At 72.0% G+C, this 12,284-nt stretch carries 12 protein-coding genes; 3 read left to right on the top strand and 9 right to left on the bottom strand.

What is annotated here, in order from left to right; translation table 11 throughout:
• Positions 1-21: 21 nt before the first annotated feature.
• A complete protein-coding gene (locus tag LZ198_RS22725) occupies positions 22-759 on the bottom strand; it encodes a competence/damage-inducible protein A (RefSeq protein WP_253974128.1) in 738 nt (245 codons plus the stop codon).
• Positions 760-1,035: 276 nt separating this feature from the next.
• On the opposite strand from LZ198_RS22725, the gene LZ198_RS22720 reads away from it, so the two are divergent.
• The gene (locus LZ198_RS22720; RefSeq protein WP_253974127.1) at positions 1,036-1,689 is read left to right on the top strand and encodes a hypothetical protein; all 654 of its coding nucleotides are present in this window, start codon (positions 1,036-1,038) and stop codon (positions 1,687-1,689) included.
• Between the two features lie 15 nt (positions 1,690-1,704).
• Here LZ198_RS22720 and tmk read toward each other — a convergent pair whose 3' ends face one another.
• Together tmk and LZ198_RS22710 are read right to left on the bottom strand one after the other, a co-directional pair.
• On the bottom strand, positions 1,705-2,364 hold the full coding sequence (tmk, locus tag LZ198_RS22715) for a dTMP kinase (protein WP_253974126.1): 660 nt from the start codon (positions 2,362-2,364) through the stop codon (positions 1,705-1,707).
• Positions 2,361-2,699: a hypothetical protein gene (locus tag LZ198_RS22710; protein WP_253974125.1), complete on the bottom strand. Its 339-nt coding sequence runs from the start codon at positions 2,697-2,699 to the stop codon at positions 2,361-2,363. The genes tmk and LZ198_RS22710 overlap by 4 nt, the downstream gene beginning before the upstream one ends.
• A 205-nt stretch (positions 2,700-2,904) precedes the next feature.
• Between LZ198_RS22710 and ribB the strand changes: the two genes are divergently transcribed.
• A complete protein-coding gene (ribB, locus tag LZ198_RS22705; RefSeq protein WP_323382850.1) occupies positions 2,905-4,056 on the top strand; it encodes a 3,4-dihydroxy-2-butanone-4-phosphate synthase in 1,152 nt (383 codons plus the stop codon).
• Between the two features lie 39 nt (positions 4,057-4,095).
• On the opposite strand, the gene LZ198_RS22700 is transcribed toward ribB, so the two are convergent.
• The gene (locus LZ198_RS22700) at positions 4,096-5,001 is read right to left on the bottom strand and encodes a LysR family transcriptional regulator (RefSeq protein WP_253974123.1); all 906 of its coding nucleotides are present in this window, start codon (positions 4,999-5,001) and stop codon (positions 4,096-4,098) included.
• Positions 5,002-5,108: 107 nt separating this feature from the next.
• Here LZ198_RS22700 and LZ198_RS22695 point away from each other — a divergent pair, with 107 nt between their 5' ends.
• Positions 5,109-5,513 carry a RidA family protein gene (locus LZ198_RS22695; RefSeq protein ID WP_253974122.1) on the top strand — a complete coding sequence of 135 codons (405 nt, stop codon included), beginning with the start codon at positions 5,109-5,111 and terminating at the stop codon, positions 5,511-5,513.
• A gap of 54 nt (positions 5,514-5,567) precedes the next feature.
• Here the strand turns inward: LZ198_RS22695 and thrC are convergent, their stop codons facing one another.
• The 5 genes from thrC to recG form a co-directional block, all read right to left on the bottom strand.
• Positions 5,568-6,905 (bottom strand): threonine synthase, encoded by a 1,338-nt coding sequence (thrC, locus tag LZ198_RS22690; protein ID WP_253974121.1) that lies wholly within the window; start codon positions 6,903-6,905, stop codon positions 5,568-5,570.
• The gene (locus tag LZ198_RS22685; RefSeq protein ID WP_253974120.1) at positions 6,902-7,465 is read right to left on the bottom strand and encodes a hypothetical protein; all 564 of its coding nucleotides are present in this window, start codon (positions 7,463-7,465) and stop codon (positions 6,902-6,904) included. The genes thrC and LZ198_RS22685 overlap by 4 nt, the downstream gene beginning before the upstream one ends.
• A gap of 126 nt (positions 7,466-7,591) precedes the next feature.
• Positions 7,592-8,233: a protein-L-isoaspartate(D-aspartate) O-methyltransferase gene (locus LZ198_RS22680; protein WP_253974119.1), complete on the bottom strand. Its 642-nt coding sequence runs from the start codon at positions 8,231-8,233 to the stop codon at positions 7,592-7,594.
• A gap of 328 nt (positions 8,234-8,561) precedes the next feature.
• Positions 8,562-8,972 (bottom strand): hypothetical protein, encoded by a 411-nt coding sequence (locus LZ198_RS22675; RefSeq protein ID WP_253974118.1) that lies wholly within the window; start codon positions 8,970-8,972, stop codon positions 8,562-8,564.
• 79 nt (positions 8,973-9,051) lie between these two features.
• Positions 9,052-12,252 (bottom strand): ATP-dependent DNA helicase RecG, encoded by a 3,201-nt coding sequence (gene recG / locus LZ198_RS22670; protein WP_253974117.1) that lies wholly within the window; start codon positions 12,250-12,252, stop codon positions 9,052-9,054.
• Positions 12,253-12,284: the final 32 nt, after the last annotated feature.

The raw sequence follows: 12,284 nt of genomic DNA, 5'->3' as shown, positions 1-12,284 counted from the left end.
CGCGACGCCGCGGCGGGAGCCCTACTCCCGCCGCACCACCGCCCCCGCGGGGAGGCCCCGGACGATGCGCTCCGCGGCCTCCTGGACGGGGGCGAGGTCCGCGGACTCCACGGTGATCTTCACGCGGAAGTCCTTGCTCGGATCGAACTCCGGGTAGGAGCCGATGGCCACGTGGGGCATGTCCAGGGCGACGCGGTCCAACACGGCGGCGATCTCGCTCTCGCCCAGGCGCAGGTAGAGGCTGTGCAACACCACCGGGCTGCCGCTCAGGCGCGCGAGCACCGTCTCCAGTTGCATGCGGAACAACTGCGGGACCCCGGGGAGCAGGTACACGTCGCCCACCGTCAGGACGGGGAACCAGGAGCCCGCCTGCGGCAGGAGGACGGCGCCCTCGGGGGCATCCGCCAGCCGCATGCCCTCCGGGGTGACCTTGCCACCCGGGGCACGCGCCTCGATGAGCGACACCATCTCCGGCAGCCGCACCACGGGCCGCCCCAGCGCGAGCGCCACCGCGCGCACCGTGACGTCGTCATGGGTGGGACCGATGCCGCCGCTGGTGAAGACATACCGGGCCCGGGAGCGCGCGCGGTTCATCGCGTCGACGATGTCGTCGACCTCGTCGAGCACCATCTCCACCGACCGCAGGGGGATGCCCACCTCCCGCAGCCGCTTGATGAGGTGCGGACCATTCTGGTCCTGGACCTTCGCGGTCAGGACCTCGTTCCCGATGATGATTGCGGCCGCGCCGGTGCGGTTCATGGAGCCGCGGACTCTAGCCCATCGGCGTGGAGATCCGTCGGGAGCGGACGCGCCCGCTCGGCCCCACGCGGCCGGGGAGCGGGCCCGGTTCGCCCCCCGAGACGGCGGCGCACACGGGCGCGGAGGCCCGTCGCACCTCGAAATTCTGAGGGAGGTCCTCGAAATCCGGGCGCCCCTGTCCCGCCCCCGGCCCCACCGGGCGGGTCCCCCGCAGCCCCGGTGCACCTCCTTCCCTGGCTCTCCCGTGAGGCACGGAGTTTGCTGAATCCGGGGGCCATGAGCCCCTCCTCCCGCGCCCGAACGCTGGTCCGCGCCGCCCTGCTCTCCTCACTCGTCCTGGTTCCTCCGCTGCTCGTGGGCTGCAACAAGGCCGACGAAGGGGCCCTCCGGACCGGGGAGGTGGACAAGGACGAGGTCTCCGAAACCGGCGACAACCCCAGCGGCACGCTGCGGATGAAGAACTTCGGCGGCGCGTGGATCGACTTCGACCTGCGGCGCAACGTCACGCTGGACCGGGGCGCCCCGGCGGAGCTCGTCTTCTGGGGACACAACGACCCGATTCCCGAGGCCGTCGACGACGAGACGGACATCACGCTCATCCTCCAGTTGGAGCGCTCGGTGCTCGGGGCGGGCCCCATGACGCTGACCCTCGACGGGAGCGTCACCGTGCCTCCGAGGCACGCGTCCAACACGACGTTCGTCCCGGGGCCGACCCACACCGCCGGGGTGCGCACCGCCTTCGCGAGCATCAGCCTCAACTGCATCCCGCCGGAGGACGCGGTGACCCAGGAGATCCGCGGGACGTTGGTGCTCACGGCGAACGACGACACCCACCTGCGGGGGCACCTGGACCTGACGACCCGGGGCTCCACCGCCGGGTGCCCGGGCGGGGACACCGAGTCCCACCTGGACTTCGAGGTCCGGCGCTGAGGGGCGCCGAACGCTTCAGCGCTTGCGTGCGAGCAGCTTGCGGAGGTGGACCATCGAGGCCTGCGTCACCGCCTCGATGCCCTGCTCACCGTCGATGTGGACGATGCGCTCGCGCTTCTCCCGGCGCCGGATGGCCGCGAGGTACTGCTTCGCGATGCGCCGCTGCGCCTCGTCCGCCTCGAACAGCTCCTGCGCCCCACCTCGCACCGCGCGCCTGCGCGCCGCCACCTCGGGCGCCACGCCGACGAACAGCGTCAGGTCCGGGGACACGGCGTGCGTGTTCACCGCCTCCACCCAGTCCATGGGCAGCGAGGCCCCCTGGTACGCCAGGGACGACAACACGTACCGGTCGCAGAGGACGATCTTCCCCTCCTCCAACGCCGGGAGCACCCGGGCCGCGAGGTGGTCCGTCCGGTCCGCGGCGAACAGCAGCGCGAGCGTCTCCGGGGACAGCGGTCCCGCGCCGTGCGGCAGCCCCAGTCGCCCCGTGAGGGCCTGACGAATCATCGTCCCCACGGGCCCGTCCGAGGGCTCGCGCGTGGTGACGACGGCGTGGCCCTCCGCGCGGAGCGCCGCGGCCAGGCGCTCCGCCTGCGTGGTGGTGCCCGCCCCATCCAGTCCCTCGAGGACGATGAACCGCCCCTTCCGGACGGCCTTCCGACGCGCGCCGCTCACCGGGGAAGCATCGCGGAGGGGTCGTCGAGACGTAGCTGGCTGCGCAGCTCCAGCATCGCGTGGAAGCGCTTCAGCTCCTCGGACAGCGCGCGGCGGCCCAGGACGTAGCGACGGAACGCGTGGACCAGCAAGCCGAGCGACAGGGCCGCCACGCCCCAGGCGAGCAGCGGGGTGCGGAGGGAGTCGTAGAACAGCTTGCCCGCCGCCCCGGCGAGCAGCAGGGCCGCCATGGTGGACACGCCCGTGTGGGCGAAGTGGGTGGTGCTCTGCCGGACGGCCAGGCTCTCCTGCAACTGATCGAGCTGGGTCCTCAAGTCCTGGGTGTTGGCGCTCATCTCGGGACCGAGCACCCTACAGCAGCCCGCCGCATGCGTCGAGTCACCCGCCCGCGCCCAGGCACACGCTCGGCGCACCAACGAATTTCCGCCCTCACGGCAACCAGGAGCAAGGGGACAGGCTCATCCAGGCCATCACCGGGACGCACACCTGGGAGCGGGTTGGCTTGCCAGTGCGGACCCTTGACGCTACATGCGCGAGGACATGCAGACCCACTCGCGGACCGACGCCTCCATGAGCCACGACCCCCAGTTGTCCTCCATCGAGGACGCCATCACCGACATCCGCGAGGGCAAGTTCGTCATCGTCGCGGACGACGAGGATCGGGAGAACGAGGGCGACCTCATCATGGCGGCGGAGATGGTGACGCCGGAGCACCTGGCCTTCATGGTGCGCCACACGAGCGGCATCGTCTGCCAGCCCATGCTGGCGGACCGGCTGGACGCGCTGCGGCTGCCGCAGATGGTGGCGGACAACACGGAGTCCCACCGCACCGCCTTCACCGTCTCCGTGGACTTCCGGCACGGAACGTCCACGGGCGTGTCGGCGGCGGACCGCGCGAAGACGATCCGCGCGCTGGTGGACCCGACGAGCAAGGCGGACGACTTCCTGCGCCCCGGCCACATCTTCCCGCTGCGCTACCGCGAGGGCGGCGTGCTGCGCCGCGCGGGCCACACCGAGGCCACCGTGGACCTCGCCCGCCTGGCCGGGCTGGCCCCGTCCGGCATCCTCTGCGAGCTGGTGAAGGACGACGGCACCATGATGCGGATGCCGGACCTGAAGGCCTTCGCGCGCGAGCACGACCTGCGCGTCATCACCATCGCGGACCTCATCGAGTACCGGCGCCGCAAGGACCGGCTGGTGCGCCGCGAGCCGGGGCAGCACACCGTCACCACGCGCTACGGCGAGTTCACGGCGCTGACCTACACCTGGCTGCCGGACAACGCGAAGTCGCTGGTGTTGGTGAAGGGCGACCCCGCGGCGCGCCCGAGCGCGCTGGTGCGGCTGCACGCCGCCTGCGCCATGGGTGACGTGTTCGGCTCGCCCACCTGCCACTGCAACGCGCTCCTGGACCAGTCGCTCGCCCGCATCGCGCGCGAGGGCACCGGCGTGCTGGTGTACCTGCCCGGCATGCACGGGGACGACTTCGGCATCCACCACAAGCGCCACGCGGACGGCAGCAGCGACCTGCGCGGCGGGCCGCAGGAGACGCGCGACCTGGGCATGGGCTGCCAGATCCTCAACGACCTGGGCGTGCGCTCGCTCCAGGTGATGACCAACACGGACATCACCTACCGGGGCCTCGCGGGCTTCGGCCTCACCATCGACAAGCGCGTCCCGCTGCTGGCGGACTGAGCGCGTCCGGCGCGCCCGCTCCCCACGCGGTGGGCGCGCTCAACGGGATGGCGGATTCCACGTCTCGACCATCAGGTCGATGAAGCGCCGCACCTTCGCGGGCAGGTAGCTCTTGCTCGGATAGAGCGCGGTGATGCGGACCGTGCCCGTCTCGCAGGACGGCAGCAGCGCCGCGAGGCGACCGCGCGCCAGCTCCGGGTCGACGAGGAAGCCGGGCAGGAAGGCGATGCCCATCCCCGCGACCGCCGCGTCCCGGAGGGCCTCTCCGCTGTCGAGCCGCAGGCGGCTGCGGCCTTCCACCGCCACCCACGCCCCGCCCTTCTCGCGCAGACGCCAACGCTGGCGCCGCGCCCGGCTGCTGAAGAACAGGCAGTCATGCGCCGCGAGGTCCTCCACCCTTTCGGGGACACCACGCGCCTCGAGGTAGCTCGGGGCCGCGCAGAGGATGGCGCGGAACTCCGCCACGAGCCTGGACACCAGTCGTGTATCCGCGTGGGACGCGTTGATGCGCACGGCGAGGTCGTAGCCCTCCTCGATGACGTCCGCGACGCGATCGCTGAAGCTCACCTCCACCTGCACGTCGGGCCAGCGCCTCAAGTATTCCCGGAGCAAGGGCAGGACCCACAGCCGGCCGAAGGCCCCAGGCACGGTGAGCCGCAAGACGCCGCGAGGTGTCCCCGTGTGCTGCCCGACGCTGGCCTCCGCTTCATCCAGGGCCGCCAGGACCTGCAGGCAGTTCTCGTAGAAGACGCGGCCTTCGTCGGTGAGGCTCACGTGCCGGGTCGTCCGATTGAGCAGGCGCACTCCGAGCCGGGACTCCAACCGAGCCAGGGACTTGCCCGCAGCGGAGCGCGTCAGCCCCAGGGTCCGCCCTCCGGCCACGAAGCTGCCCGCGTCGACGACGGACATGAAGGCGAAGATCTCATCGAGGTTGGCGCGCTTCATGGCCCACCCCCGATTGTAGCGCCCCCATCGCTGGAGTGGGGAACAGCATTCGCCAATGTCCTCGCTATATGAGTCGAGCTTTCGCCAATCTCGCTCTGGAGCCCGCCATGCCGCTCACCCTGCTCAACCCCGCTGGACTCATGAAGCCCGACGCGTACCACCAGGTGGCGATCGCCACCGGCTCGCGGCAGGTCCACGTCGCAGGACAGGTCGCCTACGACACGGAGGGCCGGCTCGTCGCGCCTGGAGACCTGGCGGGACAGGTGGCCCAGGCGCTGCGCAACGTCGCCACGGCGCTCACCGCCGCGGGGGCCACGTTCAGCGACGTCGTCCGGCTCACGTTCTACGTCGTCGATTGGAAGCGCGAGCAGATGCCCGCCTTCGTCGCCGGCATCGAGCGGGTCGCCCAGGAGGTGCGGTTCGTGCCTGCCCCCGCTTCGCTGATCGGCGTCTCCGTCCTCTTCGAGCCGGGCATCCTCGTCGAGGTCGAAGCCACCGCGGTCGTCGGCTGAGCCTCGCGAAGGCTCACACCCGGGCGCGCACGCCGCGCGCCCAGGCGGGCTCCGTCAGCCCAGGTCGGCCAGCGCGCCGCGCACGGCGTCCAGGCTCGCGGGCAGTTGCACCGGCGGGTTCGCGTAGCGGCTGGTGACGTCGGCCAGCTCGTTCCGGTGGTAGCCCACCTTGAAGTCCGCGAACTTCAGGCCGTGCGCGGTGGAGATGACCGCCACGCGCGCGCCCTTCTCGATGATGCCCTGGGCGACGAGCTTCTCCAGCGCCGCCAGCGCCACGCCCGTCTGCGGGCAGGTGAAGGTCCCCTCGCGGTCCGCGCGGGCGGCGGCGTTGGCCAACTCGGACTCGGTCGCCTCCTCCACCACGCCGTCGAAGGCCTTCAGGATGCGCACCGCGCGCTTGAACGAGACGGGATTGCCGATCTGGATGGCGGACGCGAGGGTGCGCTCGGCCTGCATGGGCACCAGTTCGCGGAAGCCGCCCCGGAACGCCCGGGCCAGGGGATTGGCGCGCTGGGCCTGCGCCACGGCGATGCGCGGCCGGCGGGAGATGAGCCCCAGCTCCAGCATCAACTCGAAGCCCTTGCCCAGGGCGCTGGCGTTGCCGAGGTTCCCGCCCGGAATCACCACCCAGTCCGGCGGCTCCCAGCCCAGGTCCTGGCACAGCTCCACCGCGACCATCTTCTGCCCCTCGATGCGCAGCGAGTTCATCGAGTTGGCCAGGTAGAGGCCCTTGTCGGCCGTCACCGCCTGCACCAGCCGCATGCAGCCATCGAAGTCCGTGTCGAGCGACAGCACCCGGGCCCCGTTGGAGATGGGCTGCACCAACTGGGCGAGCGACACCTTGTCCCGCGGCAGGAACACCACCGCGGGGATGCCCGCGGCGGCGCAGTAGGCGGACAGGGCCGCGGACGTATCCCCCGTGGACGCGCACGCCACGGCGCGCAGGGGCACGCCCCGGGCGCGCATGTGCTTCACGGCCGAGACGAGGACCGTCATGCCCCAGTCCTTGAAGCTCCCCGTCGGCGACACGCCGCATTCCTTCAGGTCCAGCGCCGCGAGCCCCAGCTCGGAGGCCATGCGCGGCAGGGGCTTGAGGGGCACGCGGCCCTCGCCCAGCGAGACGATGTCCTCCACGGGCAGCTCGGGCAGCGCCCACTCGCGCTTGCCCCAGACGCCGGAGCCGTCCGGCAGTCGCGCCGAGCCGAAGCGCGTCTCGAAGCGCTGCTTCCACTCCTTCGCGGACACGGCCTTCAGCGCGGCCACGTCGTGCCAGACCTCGAGCAGGCCCTCGCACTTCGGACAGCGGTAGACGACGTCGAGGAGCGACGCCCGGAAATCACAGCCCTCGCTGCACGCGAACTCCGCCCGGAAGACAGGCCCCACGGTGCTCATTCCTCCCCCCTGTCGCGCACGCCGCACTCGCCGCAGACCCGGCCGGGGCGCATGGGCGTATGGCATGTCGGACATGGCTTCCAGTCGTCGTCGCCGCCCACGGCCTGGACCGCCGCTGGCGCCGCCGCGCGGGTCCGGGGCAGGCGCATGCCGCAGTTGTCGCAGAGCAGCCCCGCAGCCTGGACGTTGCGACAGTAACGGCAGACGACGGAGCCCACGACGGCGGCGGTGCGCACGCCGTCATCCTGGGCCCGGCCCGTGTCCAGCTCCGCCAGTTGCTCCACCGGCACGGCTCCGGTCGCGCCGTTCTGGGTCAACTCCAGGTCGGGCACCAACTGCGCGGGGAGGTCCGGTCCGCTGCGCAGACGCGTCAGGTCCAGCTCGGGGAGCGGCGCGGCCTCGACGGCGTCCCGCCCTCCCGAGTGAGGCGTCAGCTCCAGCTCGGGCAGCGTGGCCACGACGGGGGCCGCCGTCGCGACGTCGCTGGGGAAGCGCTTGCCACAGACGTCACACTCGGTTCCCTCGGGCTGTACGTGGTCACAGACCGGACAGATGATCATGCGCGCGACGTTAGCGGGCCGCCACGCTCGGGGGCAACGCGCCCGCGCGCCTCCCGACGGCGTGCAGGCATGCGGGGCCGGATCCCACTTCCGTGCTTGACGGAACTCGGGAGACCGGGTGCGGCCTCACGGCCGTGTCGGGTCGGACTCGCCCGTCAGCGGGACGAAGCGGACCGGCAGCAGGGACTCGACGGTGGGGAGCAGGCCCGGCTCCAGCGCACGGCGGATGCGGAGCAGCACCTGGGAGTGGGCGGTGGGCCCCACGGGGACGACCATCCGGCCGCCCCGGGAGAGCTGTCCGAGCAACGCGGGCGGGACCTCCGAGGGCGCCGCGGTGACGAGGATGGCGTCGAAGGGTGCCTGCTCGGGCCACCCCCTGGAGCCATCCGCCAGGAGGAAGCGCACGTTCGTGAAGCCCGAGGCCGTCAGCCGCTCACGGGCCGAGCGGGCAAGCTCCGGGACGATCTCCACCGTGAAGACCTCGCGGCACAGCATCGCCAGCACCGCCGTCTGGTAGCCGGAGCCCGTGCCGACCTCCAGCACGCGCTCGTGCCCCTCGAGCTGGAGCGCCTCCGTCATCAGCGCCACGATGTAGGGCTGGCTGATGGTCTGCCCGTAGCCGATGGGAATGGGCGTGTCGGCACCCGCACCGGCCTTTGCCTCCTCCGGCACGAAGTCCGCGCGGGTCAGCGCCGCCATCGCCTCCAGCACACGCCGATCCCGGATGCCCTGCCTCGACAGATAGTCGGCTCGACTCCAATCGCCCATCCCCAATCCATAGGCACGGCGGAGTCACTTTGCCTGTCGCGCCGGCTTCACGCCCGCCCCTCGGGAGTCCGGGTTCGAATACCGCCGGTGCAATCACAAACCAGACTCCAATGTCGCGCCGGTCCCGCCATACCCCGACTGGAGACCGGGCTCGAAAAGCCCTGCCCGGACGCCGCTGACCCGTGAGCCCTGCGCCCCCGAACCCGACGCCTAGAGCCCGGGGACGTTGAGCCGAGTGCATCGCCGCCGAGGACGGCAGCGAAAGACACGCGCTCGGCGCTTCCGTGAAGCGCGGCACGGCGCCACGTGACGCCGTGCCTCCGCCTCGTCAGAGCGCGCAGACCTGACCGGGCGGCGTGGCGCACTTGCGCTCCACGCCGTCGCACATGATGGAGCACGTCGTCCACTGCTCGCACGACTGCGTGTTGGCGCGGCACCGCAGCGTGGAGCCGTTGGGGCAACGGATGGAGAACGTGTCGCAGGGGTTCGGCTGCGGGGGCGTCTGGCAATAGGTGAAGACGCCATCGCAGACCACGTAGTTGCCCGCCGAGCTGCACGTGTTGCCCGAACAACTGATGGCCGGGCCGCCCGTGCCGATACAGTCGTTCGTGCAGGTGTTCAGAGAGGCCTCGCTCTGGCCGAACGGCTCGGAGACCTCACCGTCCGACTCCTGCATCGCCCCGCACGCGCCCAGCAGGCACATCGTCACGACCGCGAACAGCACCCTCGCTGCCTTCATCGTCAGGTCCTTTCGGGTAGGAACAGCCCATCCAGGCTGTCTCCGTCAAACCCGAAAGTCAAAACAAGCCGGTTTACCGTCATCCGACCCGTGCGAGCGCGAGGCGGCCTTCCCACCGCTCGTCGAGCGCCTTCACGAGGCCCTGATGTTCCGGGGACTTCATCTCCGGGTCCCTGGCGAGGATGCGCCGCGCCTCCACCTGCGCCATGGAGAGCAGGTCGCCGTCGCGCGCGAGGTTGGCCACGGCCAGTTCGGGCAGGCCGCTCTGTCGCGTGCCGAGGAACTCGCCCGGCCCGCGAATCTCCAGGTCCTTCTCCGCGATGACGAAGCCGTCGCTGCTCTGCTCCATCACCGCGAGCCGCTCGGTGGACTCCCACGAGCGCGCGCTGCTCGCCACCAGGAAGCAGTAGCTCGCCGCGGCGCCGCGCCCCACGCGGCCCCGGAGCTGGTGCAGTTGCGACAGGCCGAAGCGCTCCGCCGCCTCCACCACCATCACCGACGCGTTGGGCACGTCGACCCCCACCTCCACCACCGTGGTGCACACGAGGATGTTCAGGCGCTTCTCGCGGAAGTCCTCCATCACCGCGTCCTTCTCCTCCGCCTTCATCCGCCCGTGCAGCAGGCCCACCTGGGCCTGCGGGAACGCCTGTCGCAGCTTCTCCACGCCGCGCGTCGCGTCCTCCAGGTCCAGCTTCTCCGACTCCTCCACCAGCGGATACACGACGTAGGCCTGGTGGCCCTTCTCCAGCTCCGCCGCGATGGCGGTGTAGACGCGCCCGCGCTGCTTGTCGTTGAAGACCCGCGTGGTGATGGGCGTGCGGCCCGGCGGGAGCTGGTCGATGATGGACAGGTCCAGGTCCCCGTAGAGCGTCATCGCCAGCGTGCGGGGGATGGGCGTGGCCGTCATCACCAGCACGTCCGGCTTGGGTCCCTTGCTCATCAGCGAGTGGCGCTGGAGCACGCCGAAGCGGTGCTGCTCGTCGATGACCGCGAGCCCCAGCTTCGCGAACGCGATGTCCTCCTGGATGAGCGCGTGTGTCCCCACCGCGAGGTGGATGTCGCCGCGCGCCACCGCGTCACGCACCTTCCGCTTCGCCTTCGCCGTGCCGGACGCGCTCACCAGCCCCACCTGGAACCCCAGCGGGCCGAGCACCTTGCGGAAGTTCCGCTCGTGCTGCTCCGCGAGGATCTCCGTCGGCGCCATCACCGCCACCTGGTAGCCGTCCTGCAACGCCAGCAGCGCGGCGACCATCGCGACCGCCGTCTTGCCGCTGCCCACGTCCCCCTGCACCAGCCGGTTCATCGGCTCGGGGCGGGCCATGTCGCCCGACAGCTCGTCCACCACCCGGGCCTGCGCGCCGGTGAGCTGGAAGGGCAGCGCCGAGCGCGCCTTCTCCATGCGGGGCGAGGTGACGTCGAAGGAGACGCCCACCTCCGCCTTGACGCCCTGACGCTTGAGCGCCATGCCCAACTGGAGGAAGAACAGCTCGTCGAACGCGAGGCGCCGGTGCGCCGGGCTCTGGTGCGCGTCCAGCGCCTCCAGGTCGGCGGCGTCCGGCGGGAAGTGGATGAACCGCAGCGCCTCCGGCAACCCCATCAGTTCCAGCCGCCGGCGCAGGTCCCCGGGCAGCGGGTCCTCCAGCGCGTGCGCGTACTGCTCGCCGACGCGCGAGGCCAGCTCCCGGAACGAGCGCTGCTCACCACGCTCGAAGCCCGGGTACACCGGGACGATGCGGTTGAAGTGCACCGAGCCGACCGAGTCCAGGTCGTCCGCCGGTTCGATCTCCGGGTGCGCCATCTCCCGGCCGCTCATGGTGGCGCGGACCTCACCGGAGAGGACCAGGCGCTTGCCCACCGTGAACCGGCTCTTCAGCCACGGCCCCGCGTTGAAGTACGTCGCCGCGATGCTCCCCGAGCGATCCCCCACCACCGCGCGGAACATGCGACGCCCCGTCTTGCCCGGGACGAAGTCCGCGACCTTCACCGTCCCCACCGTGACGCCCCGCTCCCCCGGCTCCAGCTCCGCGATGGTGCGCAGGCGCCTGCGGTCCTCGTAGCAGCGAGGCAACAGGAAGAGGATGTCCCCCATCCGGCGCAGGCCCTTCTTGTCCAGCGCGGAGATGAGGCGCGGCCCCAGGCGCTTGCCCAACGTCTTGAGCGGCGACGACAGCGGCCCCGAGCGAGGCGCGATGGACAGGAGCTTCGCCTCCGAGCGCGACGCCTCCGCCGCCACCGCGCGCTTCTTCTTGCGCTGGGCCTTGTCCTTCTTCTCCTGGGTCGCCGCTCCCGGGGCCACCGCCGCCGACCGGGGCCCGGGGACCTTCGCGCGTGGCGCGGGAGGCGCCGTCTCGCCCGACTTCCAGGTGGGGACCTGGACGTAGCCAGGCGGAGGCCGGACGTCCGCCGTTCCATCCGGAGCCCCCTGCCCCATCACCCCACGGGAGCGAGGACGACCCACGGGCGCCAGCAGCCCCTCCTTGACGGGGGCGCCCTCGACCGGGGGCCGCGCGCGGTTCCCCACGGGGCCCGTCCCCATGACAGCGCCAGGGCTCCGCGGCCCCTGAGTGCGCGCGGGGCCTCCTGACGGGGCACGACCCGCGCCGGAGGCACCGGGTACCGCACCCCGTCCGGGACCTTCCCCCGTCTGGGGGCGGTTCCCCTGGAGCGGAGACGCCGCGCCGGGGGCCATCCCACGCGACTCCGCCGAGCGGTCGCCCCGCGAAGTCGGTGGCGCCGCGGGCCGCGCGCCACCGTCCTGGGGCGGAGTGCGTGCGCCCGAGGAGGGCTCCCGCGCCACCGCCCGGCCCCCCCCGCGCGGCTCGGGGCGCTCCACCGGAGATGCGTCGAACAGGAGGCCGGTCGAAGTCGGTGCGCGAAGGGAGGGCGACGCGCGCTCCTCACCGGACGGCGCGCCCCTCGTGTCCGAAGGACGTTGCCCCCCCTGCGGCGCCTCGTCCGGCGCGGCCCTCCGCGCGGCGGCCGGCCCTGGGCCCGGGCTCGTCGCGGCGAGCCCCTCCAGCTCCGAGGGGAGGCTCACGCCCCCGAGCTTGAGCCCCACCACCACGCGCCGCAGCGCCGCCTTGCGACGCTCCGGGTCCGCGTGGTCCACGTAGGGCAGCGCCGCGCGCAGGTGTCCCAACGCCTCGGCGTCCACGCCGCTGGCCCCGGCCAGGGCGCGCTCCACGACGGTGCGCAGGCCCTTGACGGTGGCGAGCATGGCGAAGTCACGCTGGCACGCGTACCGCAGGGGTCCAACGAGGCTGGCGAGCGGATGGTTCACGCGGGATTCAGGCCCATCCATCCTACGGAACG

This window comes from Myxococcus dinghuensis, assembly GCF_024198235.1.
GTDB classification, from domain to species: Bacteria; Myxococcota; Myxococcia; order Myxococcales; family Myxococcaceae; genus Myxococcus; species Myxococcus dinghuensis.
This window is presented reverse-complemented; position numbering and strand designations above follow the sequence as displayed.